General features: G+C 59.9%; 22 protein-coding genes. 10 read left to right on the forward strand and 12 right to left on the reverse strand.

Annotation, left to right across the window (positions count from 1 at the left end; translation table 11 throughout):
- Positions 1-107: 107 nt before the first annotated feature.
- Genes nqrF through QZ298_RS00900 form a run of 6 tightly spaced genes read right to left on the reverse strand, consistent with a single transcriptional unit; the run spans position 108 to position 5,904 of the window.
- Entirely contained in the window at positions 108-1,370 is a 1,263-nt protein-coding gene (gene nqrF, locus QZ298_RS00875; protein WP_296004712.1) for an NADH:ubiquinone reductase (Na(+)-transporting) subunit F, read from the reverse strand.
- A gap of 22 nt (positions 1,371-1,392) precedes the next feature.
- Positions 1,393-2,013, reverse strand: a complete 621-nt coding sequence (nqrE, locus tag QZ298_RS00880; protein ID WP_296004714.1) for an NADH:ubiquinone reductase (Na(+)-transporting) subunit E — start codon at positions 2,011-2,013, stop codon at positions 1,393-1,395.
- 11 nt (positions 2,014-2,024) lie between these two features.
- Complete coding sequence (locus QZ298_RS00885) at positions 2,025-2,654, reverse strand: NADH:ubiquinone reductase (Na(+)-transporting) subunit D (RefSeq protein WP_296004716.1); 630 nt, start codon at positions 2,652-2,654, stop codon at positions 2,025-2,027.
- Complete coding sequence (locus tag QZ298_RS00890; protein WP_296004718.1) at positions 2,647-3,387, reverse strand: FMN-binding protein; 741 nt, start codon at positions 3,385-3,387, stop codon at positions 2,647-2,649. Before QZ298_RS00890 ends, QZ298_RS00885 begins: the two co-directional genes overlap by 8 nt.
- A gap of 13 nt (positions 3,388-3,400) precedes the next feature.
- Positions 3,401-4,546, reverse strand: a complete 1,146-nt coding sequence (locus QZ298_RS00895) for an NADH:ubiquinone reductase (Na(+)-transporting) subunit B (RefSeq protein WP_296004721.1) — start codon at positions 4,544-4,546, stop codon at positions 3,401-3,403.
- 2 nt (positions 4,547-4,548) lie between these two features.
- Positions 4,549-5,904, reverse strand: a complete 1,356-nt coding sequence (locus QZ298_RS00900; protein ID WP_296004723.1) for a Na(+)-translocating NADH-quinone reductase subunit A — start codon at positions 5,902-5,904, stop codon at positions 4,549-4,551.
- 184 nt (positions 5,905-6,088) lie between these two features.
- On the opposite strand from QZ298_RS00900, the gene QZ298_RS00905 reads away from it, so the two are divergent.
- Positions 6,089-6,715 carry a TatD family hydrolase gene (locus QZ298_RS00905; protein WP_296004725.1) on the forward strand — a complete coding sequence of 209 codons (627 nt, stop codon included), beginning with the start codon at positions 6,089-6,091 and terminating at the stop codon, positions 6,713-6,715.
- A complete protein-coding gene (locus tag QZ298_RS00910; protein ID WP_296004726.1) occupies positions 6,708-7,436 on the forward strand; it encodes a tRNA threonylcarbamoyladenosine dehydratase in 729 nt (242 codons plus the stop codon). Before QZ298_RS00905 ends, QZ298_RS00910 begins: the two co-directional genes overlap by 8 nt.
- A gap of 247 nt (positions 7,437-7,683) precedes the next feature.
- Here QZ298_RS00910 and gpmI read toward each other — a convergent pair whose 3' ends face one another.
- Entirely contained in the window at positions 7,684-9,210 is a 1,527-nt protein-coding gene (gene gpmI / locus QZ298_RS00915; protein ID WP_296004728.1) for a 2,3-bisphosphoglycerate-independent phosphoglycerate mutase, read from the reverse strand.
- Between the two features lie 112 nt (positions 9,211-9,322).
- On the reverse strand, positions 9,323-11,944 hold the full coding sequence (gene alaS / locus QZ298_RS00920; protein WP_296004730.1) for an alanine--tRNA ligase: 2,622 nt from the start codon (positions 11,942-11,944) through the stop codon (positions 9,323-9,325).
- Between the two features lie 103 nt (positions 11,945-12,047).
- Here alaS and QZ298_RS00925 point away from each other — a divergent pair, with 103 nt between their 5' ends.
- The 3 genes from QZ298_RS00925 to QZ298_RS00935 are packed head-to-tail and all read left to right on the forward strand — an operon-like array spanning position 12,048 to position 14,584.
- Entirely contained in the window at positions 12,048-13,040 is a 993-nt protein-coding gene (locus tag QZ298_RS00925) for a M23 family metallopeptidase (RefSeq protein ID WP_296004733.1), read from the forward strand.
- Position 13,041: 1 nt separating this feature from the next.
- Positions 13,042-13,992: a M23 family metallopeptidase gene (locus QZ298_RS00930; protein ID WP_296004735.1), complete on the forward strand. Its 951-nt coding sequence runs from the start codon at positions 13,042-13,044 to the stop codon at positions 13,990-13,992.
- A gap of 25 nt (positions 13,993-14,017) precedes the next feature.
- Positions 14,018-14,584, forward strand: a complete 567-nt coding sequence (locus tag QZ298_RS00935; protein ID WP_296004737.1) for an HAD family phosphatase — start codon at positions 14,018-14,020, stop codon at positions 14,582-14,584.
- A gap of 19 nt (positions 14,585-14,603) precedes the next feature.
- On the opposite strand, the gene QZ298_RS00940 is transcribed toward QZ298_RS00935, so the two are convergent.
- The 4 genes from QZ298_RS00940 to ligA form a co-directional block, all read right to left on the reverse strand.
- The gene (locus tag QZ298_RS00940; RefSeq protein WP_296004739.1) at positions 14,604-16,070 is read right to left on the reverse strand and encodes a clostripain-related cysteine peptidase; all 1,467 of its coding nucleotides are present in this window, start codon (positions 16,068-16,070) and stop codon (positions 14,604-14,606) included.
- Positions 16,067-16,804, reverse strand: coding sequence for a DUF4919 domain-containing protein (locus QZ298_RS00945; protein ID WP_296004741.1), 738 nt, complete (start codon positions 16,802-16,804; stop codon positions 16,067-16,069). The genes QZ298_RS00940 and QZ298_RS00945 overlap by 4 nt, the downstream gene beginning before the upstream one ends.
- 31 nt (positions 16,805-16,835) lie before the next feature.
- Positions 16,836-17,726, reverse strand: coding sequence for a 4-hydroxy-tetrahydrodipicolinate synthase (dapA, locus tag QZ298_RS00950; protein ID WP_296004744.1), 891 nt, complete (start codon positions 17,724-17,726; stop codon positions 16,836-16,838).
- Between the two features lie 92 nt (positions 17,727-17,818).
- Positions 17,819-19,885, reverse strand: a complete 2,067-nt coding sequence (gene ligA / locus QZ298_RS00955) for an NAD-dependent DNA ligase LigA (protein WP_296004746.1) — start codon at positions 19,883-19,885, stop codon at positions 17,819-17,821.
- 156 nt (positions 19,886-20,041) lie between these two features.
- Between ligA and QZ298_RS00960 the strand changes: the two genes are divergently transcribed.
- The 5 genes from QZ298_RS00960 (at position 20,042) to QZ298_RS00980 (ending at position 25,631) form a co-directional block, all read left to right on the forward strand.
- A complete protein-coding gene (locus tag QZ298_RS00960) occupies positions 20,042-20,350 on the forward strand; it encodes a hypothetical protein (RefSeq protein ID WP_296004748.1) in 309 nt (102 codons plus the stop codon).
- A 238-nt stretch (positions 20,351-20,588) separates the two neighbouring features.
- The gene (locus QZ298_RS00965; RefSeq protein ID WP_296004750.1) at positions 20,589-21,857 is read left to right on the forward strand and encodes an adenylosuccinate synthase; all 1,269 of its coding nucleotides are present in this window, start codon (positions 20,589-20,591) and stop codon (positions 21,855-21,857) included.
- A gap of 138 nt (positions 21,858-21,995) precedes the next feature.
- Positions 21,996-22,874 carry an electron transfer flavoprotein subunit beta/FixA family protein gene (locus QZ298_RS00970; protein WP_296004752.1) on the forward strand — a complete coding sequence of 293 codons (879 nt, stop codon included), beginning with the start codon at positions 21,996-21,998 and terminating at the stop codon, positions 22,872-22,874.
- Positions 22,875-22,887: 13 nt separating this feature from the next.
- Positions 22,888-23,907, forward strand: a complete 1,020-nt coding sequence (locus QZ298_RS00975) for an electron transfer flavoprotein subunit alpha/FixB family protein (protein ID WP_296004755.1) — start codon at positions 22,888-22,890, stop codon at positions 23,905-23,907.
- Positions 23,907-25,631, forward strand: a complete 1,725-nt coding sequence (locus QZ298_RS00980) for an acyl-CoA dehydrogenase family protein (RefSeq protein ID WP_296004757.1) — start codon at positions 23,907-23,909, stop codon at positions 25,629-25,631. Before QZ298_RS00975 ends, QZ298_RS00980 begins: the two co-directional genes overlap by 1 nt.
- The last annotated feature ends 233 nt before the right edge of the window (positions 25,632-25,864 follow it).

The following is a 25,864-nucleotide window of genomic DNA, read 5'->3' on the forward strand; positions in this document are numbered from 1 at the left end:
TGTAAAATCACTCCTGTTCTCCGCTTATAAAGATCGCCCCTGCCGCATATCCATGCAGCAGGGGCGATTCTTTTCATAAAAGAGCTTCTCACTCTCCTTGGCGCCCGCTACGACCCGAAATTGTCGTAGAGAATATTTTCGGGCGGCACGCCGAGGCTGTCGAGCATCTTGACGACCGACGCGATCATCATCGGAGGGCCGCACATGAGATAGATGCACCCTTCGGGTTCCTCGTGGTTCTTGAGGTAATTCTCGAACAGCACGTTGTGCACGAAACCGGCCGTATACTTCACGCCTGCGGCATCCGCCTCGGGATCGGGACGGTCGAGCGCCAGGTTCATCTTGAAGTTGGGGAAATCCTTCTCGATCTGGTGGAACTCGTCGAGATAGGGCGCCTCCTTCAAAGCGCGGGCACCATACCAGAACGAGACGGGGCGCTTGGTCTTCTCGGTCTTGAAAAGGTGCATGATGTGGCTGCGCATGGGCGCCATGCCGGCGCCGCCGCCGATGAAGATCAACTCCTGCGTATCGGGCAGGTCATCGGGCAGGAAGAACTCGCCGTAAGGCCCCGAAATGGTTACCTTGTCGCCCGGTTTGCGCGAGAAGATGTACGACGAGCAGATGCCCGGGTTCACTTTCATGAACGAACCCGCAGCCCGATCGAACGGAGGCGTGGCGATGCGGATGTTCAACATGATGATGTTGCCCTCGGCCGGGTGGTTGGCCATCGAGTAGGCACGGAACGTCGGTTCGGGGTTGGTGGTTACCAAATCCCACATCTTCATCTTGTCCCAGTCCTCGCGGAACCGCTCGTCGATCTCCATGTCGGAGAACTTGATGGCGTCGTACTTCGGGATGTCGATCTGGATGTAGCCGCCGCTGCGGAATTTGAGGTTTTCGCCCTCGGGCAGCTTCACGACGAACTCCTTGAGGAACGTCGAGATGTTGCGGTTCGACACCACCGTACACTCCCACTTCTTGACGCCCAGAACGGCCTCGGGAACCTTGATTTTCAAGTTTTCCTTGACTTTGACCTGGCAACCCAGGCGCCAGTGATCCTTGGCCATCTTGCGCGAGATGAAGCCCGTTTCGGTCGGCAGAATGTCGCCGCCGCCCTCCAGCACCTGGCACTTGCACATGCCGCACGAACCGCCGCCGCCGCAAGCCGAAGGCAGGAAGACTTTGTTGTTGGCCAGAGTCGAAAGCAGCGTGCCGCCGCTCTCGGCCGTGATGATCTTTTCGCCGTTGTTGATGTCGATCGTCACATCGCCCGACGAAGTGAGCTTCGCCTTGGCAAAGAGAAGCAGAGCGACCAGCACGAGCGTAATCACCAGAAAGGCGACGATCGCAATTAAAATAGTAGTAGTCATTTTTCCGAATCTCTTTTAACGGTTAGAACTGAATACCCGAGAAAATCATGAACGCGATGCCCATCAAACCCGTGATGATGAAAGCGATACCGGGGCCTTTCAGCGCGGCAGGAATGTGCGAATAGGTGGTCTTCTCGCGAATGGCAGCCATCATGACGATCGCCAGCCACCAACCCAGGCCGGAACCCAGACCGTAGACGATCGACTGCCATACGGAAGTCAGCTGCATGGCGTCGACTTTCTGCTGCATGAAAAGCGAGCCGCCCATGATGGCGCAGTTCACGGCGATCAGCGGCAGGAAGATGCCCAGCTGGCTGTATAGCGTCGGCGAAAACTTCTCGACGATCATCTCCACGAGCTGCACGAAAGCGGCGATGGTGGCGATGAAGACGATGAACGACAGGAAACTGAGGTTCACATCGGAAAGTCCGGCCCAGGCGAGCGCCTGGGGTTTCAGTACGAACTGATACAAAAGATAGTTCAGGGGCACGGTCATGACCATCACGAACGTGACGGCGGCACCCAGTCCGAGGGCCGTCTTGACGCTCTTCGACACGGCGATGTAGGAACACATGCCGAAGAAGAAAGCGAAGACCATGTTGTCGATGAAGATCGACCGGATAAATATGTTCAACATTTCCATATGCTATCCTCCTATTTTTCTTGTAAGTCCTTGTTGCGCGAACGATGCACCCAGATGATGCAGCCCACGATGATGAGCGCCATAGGCGGGAAGAGCATCAGACCGCAGTTGGAATAGAAACCGCCCTCGGCGATGTACCAACTTTCGGGCACCACGCGGTAACCCAGCAGGCTGCCCGACCCGAGCAACTCGCGGAAGAATGCCACCACGACGAGGATCAGACCGTAGCCCAGTCCGTTGCCGATGCCGTCGAGCAGCGCCGGCCAGGGCTTGTTGGCCAAAGCGAACGCCTCGATGCGTCCCATGACGATGCAGTTCGTAATAATAAGACCTACATACACCGACAGCTGCTTCGACACTTCATATACATAGGCTTTCAGCACCTGATCCACAAGGATTACCAGCGCAGCGATGACCACCAGCTGGACGATGATGCGGATGCGGGCCGGCACGCCGTTGCGCAACAGTGACATGACAAGGTTCGCAAACGCCGTGACGACGGTTACCGACAAGGCCATGACGATGGCGGGCTTGAGCTGCACCGTGACGGCCAGGGCCGAACAGATGCCCAATATCTGCACGATTACCGGGTTGTTCGCCGAGAACGGCCCCGTCAGATATTTGAAATTCTTGCTACTCATGGTTCTCCACATTTTCTTCGTTAGACATTTCGTCCTGGCCCGCAGCTTCGGGCCCCGTCTGCGCGGCAGCACGGCGCGCCTCCAGCAGCGGCAGATAATGGCCGATGCTGGTGCGGAGCATGGCCGTCACGCCGTCGGAGGTCTTCGTACCTCCGGTAATGGCGTCGACCTCGTGGGCCGTATCCTTGGCACCGCCCTTGCGGAGCGACACGGAGACGAATTCATCGCCCTCGAAAATCGTCTTGCCGACGAAGTTCGACTGGTACTTCTCCGTAGCGATCTCGGCACCCAGACCCGGAGTCTCGCCCTTGTGGGCCATGACGATGCCCGCCACGGTGTTCATGTCGTTCTCCAACGCCACATATCCCCAGATCGGGCCCCACAGTCCCGAGCCGGTCACAGGAATGACCACGCGGCCGTCTCCGGCCTCGAAGATCGGGAAGCGGCCCGCATCGAAAGACCCCTGCAAGTCGTTGAGCATGGCGAAGACATCGCCGCCCTCGACCGTTCGGCCTTCGACATCCAGCACGCGCGCTTCGATGAACTCGTCGTAATCCCGGTCGGTAGCCGAGAGCGACGCCAGGATCGACTGTTTCTTCTCGTTCAGCTCGTTGGCATACTGGCGCTTCTGCAATGAAAGCGCAGCTACGGCCAACAACAGCGCCACCACCACGACCATTACCGTCGAGTAGACGACGATATATACGTTACTGTTCGTATTGAATTTTTTCATGGTTGCGTCCTCCCTATTTTGCCAGTTTAACACGTTTGTTGCGGCGTCGGATGTTGGCCTCGACCACATAGTAGTCGACCAACGGGGCCAACGCATTCATAAAGAGGATCGAAAGCATCATACCCTCAGGATAGGCAGGATTGACCACGCGAATCAGCACGGCCAGCGCGCCCGTCATGAAGCCGACGATGTACTTGCCCGTGTCGGTCTGGGCCGAAGTCACGGGGTCGGTAGCCATGAACACGGCACCGAACGCGAAGCCGCCGACAATCAGATGCCACCAGGCCGGATAAGCTGTGACACCCGTCCACTGGAACAGATAGCCCATCGCCAGACCGCCGACGAACACGGAAACCATCGTGCGCCACGAAGCGATGCCCGTGAAGAGCAGCACGGCTGCACCCAAGAGGATCGCCACCGTCGAAGTCTCGCCGATGCAGCCCGGAATGAATCCGAGGAAAGCATCGAGAGCCGAATAGCCCAGCGTGCCGTCGACGGCCATGTGCTCCAGCGGCGTAGCGCCCGAGAACCCATCGACAACGCCCTCGCCCGACCCGAGGCCGGCGATCCACACCTCGGCGCCCGAGATGAAAGGCGTATAGGCGAAGAAGACGAACGCACGCGCCAGCAAGGCGGGATTGAAGACGTTCATGCCCGTGCCGCCGAAGACCTCCTTGCCGAAGACCACGGAGAAGGCCGTGGCGACGGCGACCATCCACAATGGAATGTCGACCGGCATGATCATCGGAATCAGCAGGCCGGTAACGAGAAAGCCCTCGTTGACCTCGTGGCCGCGCACCTGCGCGAATCCGAATTCGATGGCCAGACCCACAACATAGGAAACGACGATCAGGGGCAGCACTTTCAGAAAACCGAACCACAACGAGGGCCAGAACTCGGGTGCGACGCCCAGCGAAAGGAAATGCTGGTAACCGGTGTTGTAGAAGCCGAACAGCAGCGCGGGCAGCAGCGCCGCGACCACGACGATCATCGTACGTTTCATGTCGTTGCAATCACGGATGTGGGCGCCCTTCGAAGTGGTGGTGTTCGGCACGAAGAGGAATGTTTCGAACGCATCGAACGTCGAGGCCAAGAAGCCGAACTTGCCGCCCTCGGAGAAGGCGGGCTTGAGGTTGTCAACTATTTTACGCAGTCCCATCGTTATGCCTCCTTAATCATTAAGTTAATACCGTCGCGGATGATCTGCTGGATCTCGATCTTCGAGGGATCGACGAACTCGCACAACGCGAAGTCCTCCTCGACCACTTCGTAGATTCCGAGGTTCTCCATCTTGTCGATGTCGCCCGCCAGGCAGGCTTTCAGCAGATACATCGGATAAATATCCATAGGCAGATACTGTTCGTAGAGACCCGTTACCACAAACGGACGTTCGCCGCCGTTCATGTTGGTGTCAAGTTTGTAGGCTTTCTTCGGGCAGAGCCACGAGAAATAGGCGCGCGACACGGAGAATTTCTTGAACCGCGGCATCGCCCAGCCCAGCAGCTCATATTTATCGCCCTCGGGGATCACGGTCAGCTGGTTGGCATAGTAGCCCAGGAAGCCGTCCATTGCGGTTTTGGTGCCCGTGAGCACGTTGCCCGAGATGATGCGGACGCTGTCGCCCGCTTGCTGTTTCTTGATGTTGCCGCCCAGGATCGAATCGACGCAGGCACCGGCGATCGTACGCACGTAAGCCGGCTTCTCGACCTCGGAACCCGTCACGGCGATGGTGCGGGTCATGTCGACGCGGCCCGTGTTGAACAGCCGTCCGATGATGGCCAGATCCTGGATGTTGACCGTCCAGACCGTCTCGCCCTTGTTGACGGGATCGATATGATGGATCTGCACGCCGACGTTGCCCACGGGGTGCTTGCCCGCGAACGTGTGCAACTCGACGCCGGTCAGCGACGGCATGTCGCCCTCGGCCTTGGCACGCACCGAAAGATGCACCTTGCCCCCGGAGAGCTTGCGCAACACCTCGATTCCGGTCTGCAAATTGTTCTTCTCGCCCTGCAACGCGAAGTTGTAGTCGGGAGCCAGCGGCGCCGAATCGAACGCCGTGACGAAGATCGCCTTCGGCGTTGCGGAGGGATCGGCGATGATCCCGTAGGGACGCTGCATGAACATCGGCCAAAGACCGCTGCGCAGCAGCAGCCCGACAATCTCCTCGCGCGAAGCCGTCGCCAGGTCGGGACGTGCGAACTCCTCGTACTGCTGCTCGGCATCGGGCACGACCGTCACGGAAAGCACCTTGCGCTTCTCGCCGCGATTGACGGCGGCCACCTCGCCGCTGACCGGCGACGTGAAGAGCACGCGCTCGTCGTTCTTGTTGAAAAACAACGGCGTGCCGGCTTTTACCCGCTCGCCTGCCTTGACCAGCAATTTGGGGGTTACCCCCTCGAAATCGAGAGGCGAAACCGCATACGCCGCCGCCAGCGGCGCATCGGAAAGATGGAGCTGAGGCTTCCCCTGAAGATTGATGTCGAGACCCTTGCGTAGTGTAATGATTTTCGACATGATTATAAATAGGTTTGTATGAATGATTTCGAACGATCCGGATCAGCTGTTAGCAAACTAACAATCTAATCGCGTGCGAAAGTACGAATTTTTTCCGGAAAAACCGTATGCGCTGCCCAATATTTCCTAAATATCCTTAAAAATTTATACATTTGCGCCGCTGCCATTGCACGCCGCCCCGAAAATGCCCATTCCTTTCGTCAACATACACACCCACCGCCCCACCGGCTGCGGCATCGAACTGCGCACCGCGGGCATCCATCCGTGGGACGCAGGGCAGCGGCCCCTGGACGAAGCGCTGGCCCGCCTGGAAGCTGAATTGGCACAAGGCGCCGCACAAGGCGCCGCACAAGCCGTAGGCGAAATCGGATTGGACTTCGCACGGGCCGACAGCCCGCAACTCCGCGACGCACAGACCGCTTTGTTCCGCGCCCAGCTCGCCGTGGCCTGCGAACGGCGCCTGCCTGTCGTGCTTCACTGCGTGCGGGCTTTCGAGGAGACGATGCGCATGCTGCGCGAGCAGGAACCGCGGGCCGTGATCTTCCACGGGTTCATCGGCTCGCCGGAGCAAGCGCGCCGGGCGCTGGAGCGGGGTTACAGCCTCTCGTTCGGCGAACGGACATTCTGCTCGCCACGCACCGTCGAAGCACTGAAAACTACGCCGCTGTCGCAACTTTTTCTCGAAACCGACGACAGCGAAACACCGATTAAAACGATTTATATGCACACGTCCGATCTTTTAGCAATCGGCATCGACTGCCTGAAACGTGCGACTCTCGAAAACTACGAACGAATCTTCATCCATGAATAATAACTGGCTGGAACGCACCGCCCTGCTGCTGGGCGACGAGAAACTCGACCTGCTGCGCCGCGCCCACGTGCTGGTGGTCGGGCTGGGCGGCGTAGGCGCCTATGCAGCGGAGATGATCGCCCGCGCGGGCGTGGGCCGCATGACCATAGCCGATGCCGACACGGTGGCGGAGACGAACATCAACCGCCAGCTCGTCGCCCTGCATTCGACCGTAGGCCGTCCCAAGGCCGAGGTGCTGGCCGAGCGGCTGCGCGACATCGATCCTGCGATCGAACTTACGGTCGTCAACCGCTACATCAAGGACGAGACGACCTACGAACTGCTGGATGCGGCCCGCTACGACTATGTTGTCGACGCCATCGACACCCTCTCGCCCAAGCTGGCGCTCATCCTTGCGGCGCTCGAACGGCATCTTCCGCTCGTCAGCTCGATGGGCGCCGGGGCCAAGACCGACCCCACGCAGCTCGAAATCGCCGACATATCGAAGACCCACCACTGCCCGCTGGCCCACATGCTGCGCAAGCGGCTCCACAAGGCGGGCGTCCGCCGCGGCTTCCATGCCGTCTTCTCGCCCGAGCCGATGCGCGAGGGGGCGATGATCCTCTGCGAAGAGCAGAACAAGAAGTCGAACGTCGGCACGATCTCCTACCTGCCCGCCCTCTTCGGCATAGGCTGCGCCTCGGTCGTCGTCCGGGGATTGATCGGCGAAATGGACAAGTGACTCCCCGCATTGCGGACGACGGCAGCAAGCATTCGACTTTCTCGATGCCACCGACAGCCGACCATCCGCGCCCGGAAACCCCATCCGGGACAAGGACGCCTCCGGTTCGCATCTCCCATTCTTACCCATGTCGCGGCACTCCCGACGGATCCTGTCGGATTTCCGCCCGACCCGAACGTCCCCGAATGAACAAGCCCCGATCTCTTACCGAGATCGGGGCTTGTTCGCAGAACGCAATGCCGCGGCGCTACTTGAACTCCACCAGACTCTTGCCAGTCATTCCGGCAGGCTGCGCCACGCCCATCAGTTCCAGCACGGTAGGTGCCACGTCGGCCAGAATGCCGTCGTGCACGGCCTTCACGCGGTCGGACACCACCACGATGGGCACCGGATTGAGCGAATGGGCCGTATTGGGCGTGCCGTCGGGATTCACAGCGTTGTCGGCATTGCCGTGGTCGGCGATCTGCACCACCTCGTAGCCGTTGCGCTTGGCGGCCTCGACGACCTTCTCCACACAGCTGTCGACCGCCTTGACGGCCTTGACGATGGCATCGTAGACACCCGTGTGGCCCACCATGTCGCCGTTGGCGAAGTTGAGACAGATGAAATCGAACTTCTGCTCATCGAGCGCCGCGACCAGCTTGTCGGCCACCTCGGGCGCCGACATCTCGGGCTGCAAGTCGTAGGTCGCCACCTTGGGCGAAGCGACCAGAATGCGCTCCTCGCCCTCGAAAGTCTCCTCGCGGCCGCCGTTCAGGAAGAACGTGACGTGGGCATACTTTTCGGTCTCGGCGATGCGCAGCTGCTTGAGTCCCTGCTTCGACACCCACTCGCCGATGGTATCGGGCACGTTCTCCTTATCGAAGAGAATGTGCAGCCCCGTGAACTTGGCGTCGTAAGGGGTCATGCAGCAATAGTAGAGCGGCAGGGTGTGCATGCCGGCCTCGGGCATATCCTCCTGCGTCAGCACAACGGTAAGCTCCTTCGCGCGGTCGTTGCGGTAGTTGAAGAAGATTACCACGTCGTTGGGCCGGATCGTGCCCACGGGCTTGCCGTCGGCGTCGACCCGCACGATGGGCTTGATGAACTCGTCGGTCACGTCGGCGTCATAGGATTTCTGTACGGCGGCGGCCATGTCGGCAGCATGCTCGCCGATGCCGTCGACCAAGGCGTCGTAGGCGACCTTCACGCGCTCCCAACGCTTGTCGCGGTCCATGGCGTAATAACGGCCGACGACCGTAGCGATCTTGCCCGTCGAAGCGGCCAGATGCTTCTCCAGCTGCTCGATGAAGCCCTTGCCGCTGCGCGGGTCGGTATCGCGGCCGTCCATGAAGCAATGGACGAACGTATTGTCGATCTTGTACTCGGCGGCGATGTCGCACAACTTGAAAAGATGCTCCAGCGACGAGTGCACGCCCCCGTCGGACGTAAGACCCATGAAGTGGATACCGACGCCGTTCTGCTTGGCGTACTCGAACGCGCGGACGACCTCGGAATTCTCCATGATCGAATTGTCGCGGCAAGCGCGGTTGATCTTTACCAAATCCTGGTAGACGACGCGGCCGGCGCCGATATTGAGGTGGCCGACCTCAGAGTTGCCCATCTGGCCGTCGGGCAGGCCGACGTTCTCGCCGTCGGTGCGCAGCTGCGCGTGGGGATATTTTTCGGTCATGGCCGAAATATAATCGGGATGAACGGTGGAAATGACATCCGCCTTGTCATGGCGGCCGTTGCCCCAGCCGTCGAGAATCATCAACAAAACTTTGTTTGCCATAGTCGTAATTTATTAATAGCCGATCCGTAAGATGCCATGCCGAACAATGCGGGAAATCGGCCGAAAAACCGGATTCTTCACTGCGTTGGGAATGACAATACGATAACGTTGTTTACTTGAGTTGGGCGAGAATCAGTTCCACGGCCTTGTCGATGGCCGCCTGCAGCCCGTCGGGGTTCTTGCCGCCGGCCGTGGCGAAGAACGCCTGACCGCCGCCGCCGCCCTGCATCAGTTTGGCGGCCTCGCGTACCACCGTGGCGGCATTGACGCCCCGGGCGGCGATCTCGTCGCCCAGCATGATGGTCAGCGAAGGTTTGCCGTCGCACACCGAACCGATGACCAGCACCAGCTTCGAAGAACGCGCCCGCAGGTTGTAGGCCAGATCCTTGACAAGGTCGGGACGATGGTCGACCTGCGTGGCGATGAGCTGCATGCCGTTGCGCTCGGGCACCGAGGCGCTCAGCTTCTCGGCCCATTGCGACACTTGCTCGCGGCGCATCTGCTCAAGCTCCTTGGAGAGGGTCTCGTTGCTTTCGATCATCTTCTTGACGGCCTGCACGATCTGCGTGTTGTTCAGGTATTCGCCCACGCTGCGGATCGTATCCTCCGCCACGTAAAGCATCTTTTCGGCCTGCTCGCCCGTGACGGCCTCGATGCGGCGTACGCCGGCCGAGATGGCGCTCTCGTTGAGAATCTTGAAGAAGCCGATGTTGCCCGTAGCGCCCGTATGCGTACCGCCGCACAACTCGACCGAATCGCCGAAGCGCACCATGCGCACGCGGTCGCCGTACTTCTCGCCGAAAAGCATCATGGCCCCGGCTGCCGCGGCCTCCTCCTTGGTGGCGTCGCGCTTCTCTTCGAGCGGATGGTTGGCACGGATGGCCTTGTTGACCAGCTTCTCCACCTCGCGCAGCTCCTCGCGCGTGACTTTCTGGAAGTGCGAGAAGTCGAAGCGCAGGATTTCGGGCGTGACCATCGAACCCTTCTGCTCGACGTGGTCGCCCAGCACCTTGCGCAATGCGGCGTGCATGAGGTGCGTGGCCGAGTGGTTGTTGGCCGCCGACTGCCGTTTTGCAGCATCGACACGCGCAGTAAAAGTCGCCGCGGGGTTTTCCGGCAGTTTGGCGACGATATGGATAATCAAGCCGTTCTCCTTTTCGGTGGCTACCACCTCGACCCGCTCGTTGGCGCTCTCGATGGTGCCGATGTCGCCGATCTGACCGCCCGAATTACCGTAGAACGGCGTGCGGTCGAAGACCAGCTGGTAGGAAGCCTTGCCCTTGCTCGTGACGCGACGATAGCGGGCGATGCGCACCTGGTCAACGAGCGTATCGTAGCCCGTGAAGACGCTTTCGCGCAGCGGGAACAGCTCCACCCAGTCGTCGGTGTCGACGGCCGCCGCGTTGCGCGAACGCTCCTTCTGGGCCTGCAACTCCTTGTCGAAGGCTTCGAGGTCGACTTCCACGCCCTGCTCCCGGGCAATAAGCTCCGTGAGGTCGATCGGGAAACCGAACGTATCGTACAACTCGAAAGCATCGGCGCCGGAAATCGCCTTTTTACCCTCGGTCTTCGTGCGCGCGATCACGCCGTCGAGCAGGTTGATGCCCGTAGCCAGCGTACGCAGGAACGAAGCCTCCTCCTCCTCGATGACTTTCTCGATCAACCCCTGCTGGGCCTTGAGCTCGGGGAACTGGCCGCCCATCTGCTCAACGAGACCGGCGACCAGCCGGCAGAGCGTCGGCTCGGTAAAGCCGAGGTAGGTATAGCCGTAGCGCACGGCACGGCGCAGGATGCGGCGGATGACATAGCCGGCCTTGACGTTCGACGGCAGCTGTCCGTCGGCGATGGAGAACGCGATGGCGCGCAGGTGGTCGGCGATGACGCGCATGGCCACGTCGGCTTTCTCGTCGGCACCGTACTGCTTGCCCGACAAGGCGGCGATGCGCCCGATCGTAGGCTGGAAGACGTCGGTATCGTAGTTCGATTTCTTGCCCTGCAAGATCATGCAGAGACGCTCGAAACCCATGCCCGTGTCGACATTGCGCGCGGGCAGCTCCTCCAACGAACCGTTGGCCTTGCGGTTGAACTGCATGAAGACCAGGTTCCAGATTTCGATTACCTGCGGATGGCTCTGGTTGACCATTTCGCGGCCGGGCTTGAGGGCGATTTCGGCCTCGTCGCGCAGGTCGAAATGGATTTCGGAGCAGGGGCCGCAGGGGCCGGTTTCGCCCATCTCCCAGAAGTTGTCGTGCTTGTTGCCGCGGATGATATGATCCTCGGGCAGGAAGCGCTTCCAGTAGTCGTAGGCCTCCTGGTCGAACGGCACGCCGTCCTTCTCGCAGCCTTCGAAGACAGTGGCGTACATCCGCTCGGCCGGCAGCTTGTAGACCTCGTGCAGCAGCTCCCAGGCCCATTCGATGGCCTCTTTCTTAAAGTAGTCGCCATACGACCAATTGCCCAGCATTTCGAACATCGTGTGGTGGTACGTATCGTGTCCCACCTCCTCCAGGTCGTTGTGCTTGCCCGAAACGCGCAGACACTTCTGCGTATCGGCCGCACGCGGGTATTTGCGGGGGGCGTTGCCCAGAAAAATATCCTTGAACTGGTTCATGCCCGCGTTGGTAAACATCAGCGTCGGGTCGCCTTTGACGACCATCGGCGCCGACGGCACGATGGCATGTCCCTTACTCTCGAAAAAATCCAGAAAAGCCTGGCGAATTTTTACAGATTCCATTCTATATTGTTTGATTCGATTTTACCGTTATTCTGTATCGGGTTGCAAAATTACACAATTAAACTTAAATTTGCATCGTAGACCGAACAGTTTTTTACGAGCGATGACGCAAAAACCAGATACTTCCGGACAGCGGACGTTTCCGCCCAAGCCGGCGCACGAAGCGGCACGAACGCCGTTCCGCCTGCGCATCTACCGCCTGCTGCGCAAGATTCTGATCGGCTTCATCCTGGTATCGATCGCCAACGTGCTGTTCTCCCAGTTTTTCCAGACGCCCAAGATGTACCGCATCGACCGCGAGAACCGCGAGCTGATCATCAAATACCGCATCCTGCAAGACCGAATCCGGACGGCCCAGCGGCAGGTGGACGAAATCCGCCACCGCGACAACCACGTCTACCGCACGCTCTTTTCGACCGACACGCTCTCGATCGACGGGGTATGGCAGCCCTATCCGGACGAAAAATACGCATCGGTGGCCGACGACGAATTCGCCCCCCTGATGACGGACACCTGGCGGCAGCTCGATGCACTGGCCCGCACGCTCTATCTGGAGTCGGTGTCGTTCGACGAGTTGCAGGCCCTCTCGAAAGACAAGGCACGCCTGGCGGCGGCGATTCCGGCCATCTGGCCCATCGACCGCAAAGCACTGCACAACAACCACATCGGCGCATTCAACCCGCGCCGCATGCACCCGATCTACCACCGCATCATCGCCCACCAGGGCATCGACCTGGGCTGCGACCGCGGCACGCCGGTCTACGCCACGGGCGACGCCGTGGTGCAGCGCACCGACCGCGGCGAACCCAAGCGCGGCTACGGACAGCAGGTGCTGCTGAACCACAAGTTCGGCTACCAGACCCGCTACGCCCATCTGAGCAAAATCCTGGTTAAGCCGGGCGATAAGGTCATGCGCGGCCAGATCATCGGCGAGGCGGGCAACACGGGCGGTTCTACGGCCCCCCACCTCCACTACGAAGTGATCCACATGGGCACGCCCGTCAACCCGGTAAACTATTTCAACCGCAACATGACGCCCGAGGAATACGACAGGTTCATGGAGCAGATGCGCGAAACCCATTTCGAAATGTTGTAACATGGTCGGCAAAAAGGACATAGAGAAACTCCGCAGGCGCAAACGCCGCAAACAGAACATCATCCGCGCAACGGTGCATTTCTTCGTGTGGACGGGCGTGGCCATGCTTTACTACATGGGATTTTCGATCTTCTTCGACACCCCGGTGGAATATTCGCTCAAGCATTCGACCGACGGCCTGCGCCGCGAATACGACGTCCTCACGCAACGCTACGACTCGCTGGCTTCCGTGCTGGACAATCTGTCGGCCCGCGACCGCAACGTCTTCCGCATCCTTTTCGAATCGGATCCCTACGACTCCGATGCGGCACCCGACCGCAAGCAAGCCACGACCTACGAATCGCTCATAGGCCGCACGCCCCGCGAACTGAAATACGAACTGCGCGACCGCACCGACCGATTCGAGGAGCGGCTCGCTGCACTCAATGCGACCTACCATGGCATGCAGGCGCAGGTCGACTCCATCGGCCGCCTCTGCAACAACATCCCGGCCGTCCAGCCGGTCATCAACAAACGGCTGACGCTGCTCACGGCATCGTACGGCATGCGTATCCATCCGTTCTACAAGACCCTCCAGTCGCACCAGGGCGTGGACTATACCGTGCCGGAGGGTTCGCGCGTCTTCGCCACGGCCGACGGCGTGGTGCGCGACGTGGCGCTGCGCAACTCGACCTCGGGACAGACCGTAGTGATCGACCACGGCAACGGCTACGAAACCTCGTACAGCCACCTGTCGAAAATCGACGTCCGCAAAGGCCAGCAGGTCAAGCGCGGCGACATCATCGCCCGCTCTGGCGACACGGGCCTTTCGCTGGCTCCCCACCTCCACTACGAGGTGCGCTTCAACGGCATGCGGGTCGACCCGGTACACTATTTCTTCATGGAGCTTACCCCCTCCGAATACCAGCGGCTGATGCAGATCGCCCAGTCCGGCATGCAGTCGTTCGACTGACGCACGGCACGTTTTCCCCGCCACGATGAACGGCTCGCCCATCAAACTCATCTTGCTGGATTTCGACGGCACGCTGGTCGACACCCGTCGTGCCAATGCCCAGGCTTACGTCGCAACGATGCGCGAAGCGGGCTACCCCCTTACCGAGGAGGAATATCTCGCCCGCTATTTCGGCATGCGGTGCGACGAATTTCTGACCGCCTACGGCATTGCCGATGCAGCCGAGCGCGAAAGACTGCGCCTACGCAAAATAGCCCTCTACCCCGCTTTCTTCGACTCCGTGCAGCTCAACCGGCCGTTGTGGGAGTTCTGCCAGCAGTTCCGCAGGCAGGGCGGGCGGGTGTGGATCGTCTCGACGGGCAGCCGGGAAAACATCGACAACGTGATGCGGCACTTGGGCCTCGGTCGGGTCGACGGCATCTTGGCCGGCCCCGACATCGCGCGCAGCAAACCGGCTCCCGACTGCTTTCTGGAAGCCATGAGGCGCGAAAACGCCGCACCCCACGAAACACTGGTCTTCGAAGATTCGGCCGTAGGTCTGGAGGCGGCCCGGCGGAGCGGAGCGCCCTATTTCAAGGTTACGATGAAATAGCAGGAAAACCCGCAGAACGTCAGTGCGTGGCCTGCCACCACTCGGTCTGCCGGTTTTCGGAAGGATAAACATCCGACGGCGCGCTGCACGTGACCCCCGAATAATAGTCGATCGGAATCAAGAGGGGACGGCTGTACCACGAATAAAAACTCGGCGTGTTGAAACGGCAGGCGGGCGGAAAGGTCAAGTCGAACTGCCGGCGAAAATTTTCCAACGCGCCGGCGTCGGTAGCTATCTGCTCGGCATACTGCCGGAAATCGTAGAACAAATGACGCGAAAGCCCCTCGTAGTGCTGCAACTGCGCAGGATCGCAAGTGCCTGAACCGCTGGCGAAAAGCTGACGCGAAACGGCGGCCAGCGCATCGATCTGCCCGCAGTCGGTCATGGCAACGCACCCCGACGGATAGCGGGGATCGTATTCGTGCAGGTAGAAATCGTAGTATTTCTCGCAGACCTGTTGCAAGCGATCTTCGAGCAGTGCTTCCGGGGCGAGCAACGCAGGAATCACATATTGATAGGGAAAACCCTTGTCCATTACCTCGCACGGCGAAGCCAGAATATAGCGCGCCGTATTGCGCATGACATAGAGCGTCTCGATATTGGACATGAAACAATCGTCGAAGATGATGTAATCAAAACGGATGCCGGTAGCCTGAAGACTGCCGGCGATTTCATCCACATCGAACGCGGAACCGCTCTCGCCGTAATAACGTGTCAACGGATAGCCGTCCGTGGCGATCTTCTGCTCGGCGAAGCCGCTTCGGAACGCGCTACGGCCATAGACCGAATATCCGACGGGCAGCCATCCCGTACCGTGGCCCCCGATGGCCAGACCGTATTCCCGGGCAGGGAAATAGTGTTTCATCCACCCCAACACCTCGGTAATGAACGCCGGATCGCTGCGATCGACCTGCGGAAAAGTCCGGATCGGCGTCTGCACGCCCTTGCCCTGCTCCGGATCATAGTCGAGCCGGACGATCTGCCACACCCCGCCGACCCGGCAGAAAGCAACCACATGGCTGTCGCCGGGGATGGAGGGATTCATGACGTTCAGGGCCTGCTGAAGATTGTAATCGAAGAACGACTGCAAGCTGGTGCCGATGAAGAACATGAAGAATGCCCGCGGCGCCGCGTCCGGCAACTGCACCACTTCGATCTCTTGCGGCGTCTGGCTCCGTTCGGGCCACACCCGGATGCTGCCCAGAGCGCGCGGGTTCTTTCCGATGTTTCCGACCGTCGAAGTGATCGTCACGACCGTTTCGCCGGCCCCTCCGCTGAGCGGCTCCGCCAGAAATCCGTCGCCCTCGACGGAGAGCGTCCAACCGCCCTGTGCCGCCGTTATCAGACAAGTGGCCGCAGCCCCTTCCTGAAACGAAAGAAATACCTCCGTCTGCCCCGGCTCGAGCATCACAGGAGGAAGTGCCTCTTTCTTGCAGGCCGTCAGGGACAACGCAAGCATCAAAAGACAAAACAGACGTCGGATCATTTGTATTCGCGGGGTTTGAGGTTGTTGAACTGCCACGTCCGGTCGCGCTTGTAAGTGTATCCTTCAGGCTTGTTCCAATAGACACGGCCGAAATCGAAATAGAAGCCGCGGCGCTTCTTGCCCTCCACCACATAGGGCGCAGCAAGAGGGATGAACTCTACCGTGCGGCTGATGATGCGGGCCTTGCCGTAGGCCAGGCCCTCGACATCCATAGCATCGAGCGCATGGTCGAACATCAACACATGGCGCGGAGTCTTCTGCGTCAGGCCGTCGCCCGATGCAAGGATCGCGCGCAAGACACCGTTCATGCGGGCCGAAAAAGCTGCGGCCTGCTCCTTATCGCCCAAGGCATCGTAGGCGAAGGCCATCAAGTTGAGCACCTTGGGGCTGAACGGATCGCGCGCCAGCACATCGCGGCCCGTGGAAATCACCGATTCCAGCACCGCGCGGTCCGGCTTGTCGGGATCGAGACCCGAGACCAGCAACAACAACTTGTCCAGCTCAGGATTGGCCGCCAAAGGTTTGTAACCGTCCTGGTAGGCATAGCCATAATAAAGATAGTGGTAATCGTCGTCCGTCATCGTCCGGTCGCCGGCATTGTAGCGCATCATCAGAGCGGTATGATAATAAGGCGACGACGAATCGAGCGTCCGATCGATGATATCCTGCTCTACGGGAGTCTTGGCAGCCGCGACCAGCGGAAAAAACAGCAGCAATTGCAAAAATCGTTTCATCGGCAAGCGTTTTCCTCGACTAACGGATAATTTATCGCAAATCGTATTCGGCAATCAGAGTTCGGAACCGCTCGCGCAGCTGCGCCGACCCTTCGACCAGCGGCAGACGCACCGTGGAGCCGATCTTGCCCAGCACCGAAAGCGCGCACTTCACGCCTACGGGATTTCCCTCGGCGAAGAGCGCCTTGACGGCCTCGTCGAGCGCCGCGAACTCCTTTCCGGCTTGTTCGAAATCCCCCGTCTTGGCATGGTTCGCACACTGCATGAAACGCTGCGGGAACGCGTTGGCCGCCACGGAAATAACCCCGTCGCCGCCGCGCTGCATGATGGGCAGCACCATGCCGTCGTCGCCCGACAAGACCAGGAAATCCGCCGGCCGGCCGGCGAGGATGCGCTGAATCTGTCCGATGTCGCCCGAAGCCTCCTTGATGCCGATCACGTTGTCCAGATCGCGGGCGCAGCGCAACGTGGTCTCGGCCGTCATGTTGACGCCGGCACGCCCCGGGATGTTGTAGAGGATCACGGGCAGCGGCGAATGCTCCGCCACGGTGCGGAAGTGCTGGTAAAGCCCCTCCTGCGAGGGTTTGTTGTAGTAGGGCGTCACGCTCAGAATGGCATCGGCGCCCCGCAGGTCGAATTCGCGCAGCTGGTCGAGCACCTCCGAAGTCGAATTGCCGCCGCAGCCGATTACCAGGGGTACGCGCCCAGCGATGTGGTTGGTAATGAACATCGCAATGACCGCCCGCTCGGGCATGTAGAGCGTCGGAGTCTCGGCCGTGGTGCCGAGCGCCACGATGTAGTCCACGCCGCCCTCGATCACATAGTCGATCATACGGGCCAACGCTTCGTAGTCGACCCGTCCTTCGGGGGTAAAAGGAGTTATCATGGCAACTCCTACGCCTGCAAGTTTGTGGTTTAACATAGTTTTTGTGTTATGGTTTGGCCGCGTTATCGGCGGATTCGTAATAACGGTCTTACGGCGGCGCCGCACTCGCGGCACGAACGACCGGGAGATCAAAAGAGCGACCCTTGCGAGGGCGTATCGTCCGGTTTCACGCCAACCGGAGAGGTTTCCTGTCCGGATGCGGCATATCCGCCCCCGATCATGACCTCGAACTCCTCTTCGGAAATGATCCGGATGCCCAGCTTCTCCGCTTTCTTGAGCTTGGCCGGCCCCATGTTTTCTCCGGCCACTATATAGTCGACATTGGCCGACACGGCTGCGAGGTTGCGGCCGCCGTGCAACTCGATCAGCTCCTTCATCTCGTCGCGGCCATGCCGCGCGAACTTACCCGAGATGACGAAACTTTTGCCCGCCAACGCTTCCGAGACCCGCTCCCGCGCCTCGGCTTGCAGCCGCAGCCCGGCATCGCGCAGCCGCCCGATGATCCGCAGATTCTCCGCATCGGCAAAATAATCGGCTATGGCGTCGGCGATCTTGGCGCCCACCTCGTCCGCCTCGACCAACTCCTCGCACGAAGCGTGCATCACAGCGTCCAGCGAACGGAAATGCTCGGCCAGATATTTGGCCGTCGTCTCGCCGACGAACCGGATGCCCAGGCCGAACAACACCCTATGGAACGGCACCTCCAGCGACGCGCGGATCGACCGCACGATGTTCTCGGCCGACTTCTCGCCCAAGCGGGGCAGCGGAGCCAGCTGCGGCGCCCGCAGATCGTAGAGATCCGATATGTCGTGCAGCAACCCGTTCTCGTAGAGCAGCTCCACGGTCTCCTCTCCCAGGCCCTCGATATCCATCGCCTTGCGCCGGATGAAGTGGATGATGCGGCCGATGATCTGGGGCCGGCAGCCGCTCTGATTGGGGCAATAATGCTTGGCTTCGCCCTCGTAGCGCACCAGCGGAGTGCCGCACTCGGGACAGCGGTCGATATACTCGAAAGGCCGGCTGTCGGCCGGACGCTCGGCAAGCTCCACGCCCGTGATCTTGGGGATGATCTCGCCGCCTTTCTCCACGTAAACCATGTCGCCCGGACGGATGTCGAGCAGCGCCATCTGCTCGGCGTTGTGAAGCGTGGCCCGGCGCACCGTAGTGCCGGCCAGCTGTACGGGTTCCAGATTCGCCACGGGAGTCACGGCCCCCGTGCGGCCCACCTGGAAGTCGACGCTCGTCAAACGGGTCAAAGCCTGCTCGGCCTTGAACTTGTAGGCCACGGCCCACCTGGGCGCCTTGGCCGTGAAGCCGATCCGGCGGCGGACGGCGAAGTCGTTGACCTTGATGACCACGCCGTCGGTCGGGAAAGGCAGCTCGCGCCGCGCCGCGTCCCAATAGGCGATGAACGCATCGATCTCCGCCTCGCTGCGGCATATGCGCATATGTTCCGAGACCTTGAAACCCCACTCGCGCGCTTTCTGCAAACTCTCCCAGTGGGTGGCGAACGGCAGATCGTCGCCGGCAAGCTGGTAGAGCGTGCAATCCAACCCGCGCCGCGCCACGACGGCCGACGACTGCTGCTTGAGCGTCCCGGCCGCAGCATTGCGCGGATTGGCGAAAAGCGTCTCGCCGGCGGCTTCGCGCTCGGCGTTGATCTTGTCGAACGAAGTGTAGGGCATCAATACCTCGCCCCGGATTTCGAAATGGGAAGGCCAGCCGCTGCCGCGCAGCTTCAAGGGCACCGACCGCACCGTGCGGATGTTGGCCGTCACGTCGTCGCCCGCCACACCGTCGCCGCGCGTCACGGCACGCACTAAACGCCCTTTCTCATAAGTCAGCGAAATGGCCGTGCCGTCGAACTTCAGCTCGCAAACGTATTCGACCTGCCCCTCTTCGCGCCCGATGCGGGCCAGGAACTCGTGCAACTCGTCGAGCGAATAGGTGTTGCCCAGCGAAAGCATCGGATAGCGGTGCCGCACGGTCTCGAATTCGGCCGTGATGTCGCTGCCCACGCGCACGGTAGGCGAATCGGGATCGGCATACTCGGGATGCAGCCGCTCCAGCTCCAGCAGTTCGCGCATCATGGCGTCGAACTCGTAATCGGAAATCACAGGAGCGTTCTCGACATAATACTTGTGGCTATGATATTCGAGTTGCCGGCGCAGCTCTTCGATCTTGTTGCGAATCATAAAAATGCCCTATAACTCGTGTAAAGGTACATAATTTGTTTGTAAGCACCGCCAAAAACAAAAAAAATGCAAAAAAAAATTGCAGATGACGTACGATAGGCAAATTTTGTTTATACTTGCAAAAAATTTTCGCATCCACACAAGGCCAAACATAGTATGGTGAAGAAGCATATTGTAACAAGTTTCCGCAATCTCAGCCCCGAAATGCAGGAGGCTGTCAAAGAGAAGTACCCCGTAGGATTTACCGACGCGATGATGCGCGTCGACAAACCCAACGGCGATTTTTTCTATGCCGTGCCGTTCGATACCGATGATACCGCCTATTTAGTGAAGATCGACGTGAAGATCGACGACAACTCCCAGGAGGAAGACGAAAAAGACTACTTCGACGACGAAATCAAGGGAGCCGACGAAATCCAGGACGACAACTCCGATTCGGGCGACGGCTCCGACAACGACCTCTGATCCCCGCCATCCGACTTTTTCCGACGCCGCTCCCATAGCGGCACCGCCATCCCGGCGGCCCGTGAACGTCTCACTTCGCGTCTGCATCGACACGAAGCGGATTCGTATGCGCACGCTCGTTCGGCGTGCGTTTTTTATTTATCGGGGATTCTTTTTTCGGATTGGATATTTCGAAGAAAAATTATTATCTTTGGATGCAAAAAACGTCTTTTGCACAACAAAACAAGTTAGCGAGATAATGAAAAAAGTCGATGTGATCCTCGGCCTGCAATGGGGGGACGAGGGCAAAGGCAAGGTCGTGGATGTGCTCACGCCCCGCTACGATGTCGTGGCGCGCTTCCAAGGCGGCCCCAATGCCGGCCACACGCTGGAGTTCAACGGCGAGAAATACGTCCTGCGCTCGATTCCCTCGGGCATTTTCCAGGGCGGCAAGACCAACATCATAGGCAACGGCGTGGTAATCGACGCCATTCTGTTCCGGGCCGAAGCCGAGGAGTTGGCCAAAAGCGGCCACGACCTGACGCGGCAGCTCTGCATTTCGAAGAAAGCCCACCTCATTCTGCCCACGCACCGCATCCTCGACGCCGCCTACGAAGCGGCCAAGGGAAGCGCCAAGATCGGCACCACAGGCAAGGGCATCGGCCCCGCCTACACCGACAAGGTAAGCCGCAACGGCATGCGCGTGGGCGATTTGTTGAGTCCCGATTTCGCGGCGATCTACGCTCGCGCCAAAGCGCGCCACGAACGTATTTTGCAGAGCCTCGGGTTCCAGTACGACATCGCCGACCTGGAGCGTCAGTGGTTCGACGCCGTGGAGTTCCTGCGGCGGTTCCGGATCATCGACAGCGAGTACGCCATCAACGATGCCCTGGCCGAGGACAAAAGCATCCTGGCCGAGGGCGCGCAAGGCACGCTGTTGGACGTCGATTTCGGCTCCTATCCTTTCGTTACCTCGTCCAACACGGTGTGCGCCGGCGTCTGCACCGGCCTGGGCATCGCCCCCAACCGCATCGGCGAAGTCTACGGCATCTTCAAAGCCTACTGCACGCGCGTAGGCAGCGGCCCGTTCCCCACGGAGCTGTTCGACGAAACGGGTGCCGAGCTGCGCCGCATAGGCCATGAGTTCGGCGCCGTCACGGGCCGCGAACGCCGCTGCGGATGGCTCGATCTGGTGGCGCTGAAATATTCGATCATGATCAACGGCGTCACGCAGCTCATCATGATGAAGTCCGACGTGATGAACGATTTCGACACGATCCAGGTGGCGACGGCCTACGAAATCGACGGCCGCCGCACGTCGGAATTCCCCTACTCGATCGACGCGGGGCTGCAACCCGTCTACACCGAATTCGAGGGCTGGAAATGCGACCTGCGCGGCTGCAAGACCTACGATGAATTCCCCGCTGCTTTCAAACGCTACGTCGAGTTCATCGAGCGCGAAACGGGCGTTCCCGTGCGGATCATCTCCGTGGGGCCGGATCGCGACGAAACGATCGTAAGAAACTGAAAAGCCGCGCGGCGCAAGCCTCTAATCGGCTGTCCGGGACACCTCTTGCCCCATCGGAAATACGGACAGAGCGATTCGCCGGCTTCCGATGTCGCGGCCCGAATAGTCAAGAAAATTACTAAATCCTAAATACCTTTTATGAAAAAACAACTGAAAATCGTTGTGTTGGCCAAGCAGGTGCCCGACACCCGCAACGTGGGCAAGGACGCCATGACCCCCGAAGGGACGGTCAACCGTGCGGCTCTGCCTGCCATCTTCAATCCCGAAGACCTCAATGCGCTGGAGATCGCCCTCTCGCTGAAGGATCGCATCGAGGGCGCCACGGTGCACGTGCTTACCATGGGGCCGCAGCGCGCCGCCGACATCATCCGCGACGCCATGTTCCGCGGCGCCGACGGCGGCTATCTGCTCTCGGGCCGCGAATTCGCCGGCTCCGACACGCTGGCCACCTCCTATGCCCTTTCATGCGCCTTGCGCAAGATCATGCCCGACGTCATCATCGCCGGCCGTCAGGCCATCGACGGCGACACGGCGCAGGTCGGCCCCCAGGTAGCCGAGAAGCTGGGCCTGCCGCAGGTAACCTATGCCGAAGAGATCGTCGAAATCAAGGAGACGTCGCTGGTCATCAAACGTCGTTTGAGCTGCGGCACTGAGGTCGTCGAGTGTCCCGTTCCGGCCGTCATCACAGTCAACGCCTCAGCGCCCGAATGCCGGCCGCGCAATGCCAAGCGCGTGATGAAGTTCAAGTGCGCGCTCGCCGCATCGGAAATCGCAGCCGCACCCGACTCCGAAGCCGCACGCCGTGCCGCCGCGAAATCTTATTTGCAGATCGTCGAATTCTCGGCCGCCGACGTCGATCCCGATCCGGAGCAGCTGGGGCTGACGGGTTCGCCCACCAAGGTCAAAAAGATCGAAAACGTCGTGTTCCAGGCCAAGGAAGCCAAGCGTCTGACGGCCGCCGACGAAGATATCAATTCACTGATGGTCGAACTTATTGCGAGCCATACGCTCGGTTAAATCGTTTTAACGCATGAACAACATATTCGTCTATATCGAGATCGAAGAGGGCAAAATCGCCGACGTGAGTCTCGAACTGCTGACCAAGGGCCGCGAGCTGGCCTCGACGTTGGGCGTCGGTCTGGACGCCGTAGTGCTGGGCGAGAACCTCGCCGGCATCGAAAAGGAACTGGCCAAGTATGGCGCCGACACGGTGTGGAAAGCCGACGACAAGACTTTCGCCCCGTTCCGCACGCTGCCCCACACGGCCGTGCTTTGCGGGCTGATCGAGCAGGAGAAGCCCCAGATCGTCCTTTTCGGCGCCACGTGCATCGGCCGCGACTTCGCGCCCCGCGTCTCGTCGGCCCTGCACAGCGGTCTGACGGCCGACTGCACCCAGCTGGTCATCGGCGAACACAAAGACCCCAAGAGCGGCAAGGAATACACCGACCTTTTGTACCAGATCCGCCCCGCTTTCGGCGGCAACATCATTGCCACGATCGTCAACCCCGACCACCGGCCCCAGATGGCCACCGTGCGCGAGGGCGTGATGCGCAAGGAATACGCCGCGCAGCCCGGAAAGGGCGAGGCGAAAGCCATCGACTGGAAGAAGTTCGTCAAAGACACCGACCTGGCCGTGCGGATCGTCGAGCGGCAGATCGAAGAACGCAAGATCGACATCAAGGGTGCCGGAATCATCGTAGCCGGCGGCTACGGCATGGGGTCGAAGGAGAACTTCAAGCTCGTGCACGAACTGGCCGACGTCCTGGGCGGCGAAGTAGGCGCCAGCCGCGCCGCGGTGGATGCCGGATTTACCGAACATGCGCGCCAGGTGGGCCAGACGGGCGTGACGGTGCGTCCCAAACTCTACATCGCCTGCGGCATCTCGGGCCAGATCCAACACACGGCCGGCATGGATCAGTCGTCGATGGTCATCTCGATCAACACCGATCCCGAAGCACCGATCAACAAGATCGCCGACTACGCCATCACGGGCGACGTGAGCGATATCATCCCCAAAATGATCAAGTACTACAAACAAAATTCGAAGTAATGGCTAATTTCTTTTCAGATAACAAGGATTTGCAGTTCCACCTCCAGCATCCGATGATGCGCAAGATCGTGGAGCTGAAGGAGCGCGGCTTCGCCGAGAAAGACCTCTACGACTACGCACCGCAGAATTTCGACGACGCGATGGACTCCTACCGTCGCGTGCTGGAAATCGCCGGCGAAGTGTGCGGCGACGTCATTGCGCCCAACGCCGAAGGGGTCGACCACGAAGGCCCGCGCGTAGTGAACGACCATGTGGAATACGCTTCCGGCACTGTCCAGAACATGAAAGCCATTGTCGATGCCGGGCTGAGCGGACTCACGCTGCCCCGCAAGTACGACGGTCTGAACTTCCCGCTCGTATGCTTCGTGATGGCCAACGAAATGGTGGCCCGCGCCGATGCCGGCTTCGAGAACATCTGGGGCTTGCAAGACTGCGCCGAGACGCTGAACGAATTCGCTTCCGAGGAAATCAAACAGAAGTTCCTGCCGTGGGTGTCGGCCGGCGCGACCTGCGCGATGGACCTTACGGAACCCGATGCCGGATCGGATTTGGGTGCCGTGATGCTCAAAGCCACCTGGTCGGAAGAGAAGCAAACGTGGCTCCTGAACGGTGTAAAACGTTTCATTACCAACGGCGACGGCGACGTATCGCTGGTGCTGGCCCGCACCGAGGAAGGCACCACCGACGCCCGCGGCCTGTCGATGCTGGTCTATGACAAGCGCGACGGCGGCGTGAAGGTGCGCCGCATCGAAAACAAACTAGGTATCAAAGGCTCGCCCACGTGCGAACTGGTCTTTACCAACGCACCGGCCCAACTGGTCGGCGACCGCAAGATGGGTCTCATAAAGTATGTGATGTCGCTGATGAACGCCGCCCGCCTGGGTATCGGCGCGCAATCGGTCGGCACGTGCGAAGCCGCCTACCGCGAAGCGCTTAAATACGCCCACGAGCGTGCCCAGTTCGGCAAACCCATCATCCGCTTCGCGGCCATCTCGGAGATGCTCTCCAACATGAAAGCCAAGTTGCAGGGCGCCCGTGCGCTGCTCTACGAAACCACGCGCTTCGTAGAAGTCTACAAGCAGTATACCCACATCTCGCACGAACGGCCGCTCGAAGCCGAAGAACGTCAGGAAATGAAGTTCTACACCCGGCTGGCCGACGGTTTCACGCCGCTTGTGAAGCTCTTCTCGTCGGAGTACGCCAACCAGCTGGCCTACGACGCCATTCAGATTCATGGCGGCTCGGGTTTCATGAAAGACTACCCCTGCGAACGCATCTACCGCGACGCCCGCATCATGAACATCTACGAGGGTACCTCGCAATTGCAGGTCGTGGCCGCCATCAACGCCGTGACCAAGGGCACGTTCCTGGAGCAGATCGAACGCTATGCAGCCGAGAACTACTGCGAAGCCATGCAACCCGTGGCGGCGAAGCTCAAGGAACTGACAGCGAAGTTCGTCGAAATGGTCGAGCGCGTCGAGGCCGGCGACAAGGAAAAACCCGGATTCAAGGACTTCCATGCACGCCGTCTGGTCGAAACCGCAGGACACATCATCATCGCTTATCTGCTGGCCCGCCAAGCCGGCGAGTGCGAGGAATATGTCAACTCGGCGCTTATCTTCCCGAAACTGGCCGAAGGCAAAATTGCGGAAGCATACACCTACGTGATGAACTCCTCGCTGGAGGATGTCGACCTGTTCAAGACAGTCGAAGAAGAATGTTAGCATTCCCGACCGGCACGCATGTTCCGCTGCCGTTCCGTCGCGAAAAGCGGGTCTGAATAACAGACCCGCTTTTTTCATGAGACGCCCATCCGAAAAGAGCGTCCGCGAAACTCAACGTTCGGCAAAACAACGCTCATACGTTTTTTTCGACCATAAAATCGCAGTTATTGACTTTTTACGGGAATTGGCAGGATACGTGTGCCGGAATCCGGAAAATTGGATTACCTTTGCGC

This window comes from uncultured Alistipes sp. (assembly GCF_910580175.1).
GTDB lineage: Bacteria > Bacteroidota > Bacteroidia > Bacteroidales > Rikenellaceae > Alistipes.

Bases quoted from the DNA above. Each gene is read 5' to 3' on its own strand.
- nqrF (WP_296004712.1), bottom strand. From the start codon at position 1,370: ATGACTACTACTATTTTAATTGCGATCGTCGCCTTTCTGGTGATTACG.
- nqrE (WP_296004714.1), bottom strand. From the start codon at position 2,013: ATGGAAATGTTGAACATATTTATCCGGTCGATCTTCATCGACAACATG.
- QZ298_RS00885 (WP_296004716.1), bottom strand. From the start codon at position 2,654: ATGAGTAGCAAGAATTTCAAATATCTGACGGGGCCGTTCTCGGCGAAC.
- QZ298_RS00890 (WP_296004718.1), bottom strand. From the start codon at position 3,387: ATGAAAAAATTCAATACGAACAGTAACGTATATATCGTCGTCTACTCG.
- QZ298_RS00895 (WP_296004721.1), bottom strand. From the start codon at position 4,546: ATGGGACTGCGTAAAATAGTTGACAACCTCAAGCCCGCCTTCTCCGAG.
- QZ298_RS00900 (WP_296004723.1), bottom strand. From the start codon at position 5,904: ATGTCGAAAATCATTACACTACGCAAGGGTCTCGACATCAATCTTCAG.
- QZ298_RS00905 (WP_296004725.1), top strand. From the start codon at position 6,089: ATGCCCATTCCTTTCGTCAACATACACACCCACCGCCCCACCGGCTGC.
- QZ298_RS00910 (WP_296004726.1), top strand. From the start codon at position 6,708: ATGAATAATAACTGGCTGGAACGCACCGCCCTGCTGCTGGGCGACGAG.
- gpmI (WP_296004728.1), bottom strand. From the start codon at position 9,210: ATGGCAAACAAAGTTTTGTTGATGATTCTCGACGGCTGGGGCAACGGC.
- alaS (WP_296004730.1), bottom strand. From the start codon at position 11,944: ATGGAATCTGTAAAAATTCGCCAGGCTTTTCTGGATTTTTTCGAGAGT.
- QZ298_RS00925 (WP_296004733.1), top strand. From the start codon at position 12,048: ATGACGCAAAAACCAGATACTTCCGGACAGCGGACGTTTCCGCCCAAG.
- QZ298_RS00930 (WP_296004735.1), top strand. From the start codon at position 13,042: ATGGTCGGCAAAAAGGACATAGAGAAACTCCGCAGGCGCAAACGCCGC.
- QZ298_RS00935 (WP_296004737.1), top strand. From the start codon at position 14,018: ATGAACGGCTCGCCCATCAAACTCATCTTGCTGGATTTCGACGGCACG.
- QZ298_RS00940 (WP_296004739.1), bottom strand. From the start codon at position 16,070: ATGATCCGACGTCTGTTTTGTCTTTTGATGCTTGCGTTGTCCCTGACG.
- QZ298_RS00945 (WP_296004741.1), bottom strand. From the start codon at position 16,804: ATGAAACGATTTTTGCAATTGCTGCTGTTTTTTCCGCTGGTCGCGGCT.
- dapA (WP_296004744.1), bottom strand. From the start codon at position 17,726: ATGTTAAACCACAAACTTGCAGGCGTAGGAGTTGCCATGATAACTCCT.
- ligA (WP_296004746.1), bottom strand. From the start codon at position 19,885: ATGATTCGCAACAAGATCGAAGAGCTGCGCCGGCAACTCGAATATCAT.
- QZ298_RS00960 (WP_296004748.1), top strand. From the start codon at position 20,042: ATGGTGAAGAAGCATATTGTAACAAGTTTCCGCAATCTCAGCCCCGAA.
- QZ298_RS00965 (WP_296004750.1), top strand. From the start codon at position 20,589: ATGAAAAAAGTCGATGTGATCCTCGGCCTGCAATGGGGGGACGAGGGC.
- QZ298_RS00970 (WP_296004752.1), top strand. From the start codon at position 21,996: ATGAAAAAACAACTGAAAATCGTTGTGTTGGCCAAGCAGGTGCCCGAC.
- QZ298_RS00975 (WP_296004755.1), top strand. From the start codon at position 22,888: ATGAACAACATATTCGTCTATATCGAGATCGAAGAGGGCAAAATCGCC.
- QZ298_RS00980 (WP_296004757.1), top strand. From the start codon at position 23,907: ATGGCTAATTTCTTTTCAGATAACAAGGATTTGCAGTTCCACCTCCAG.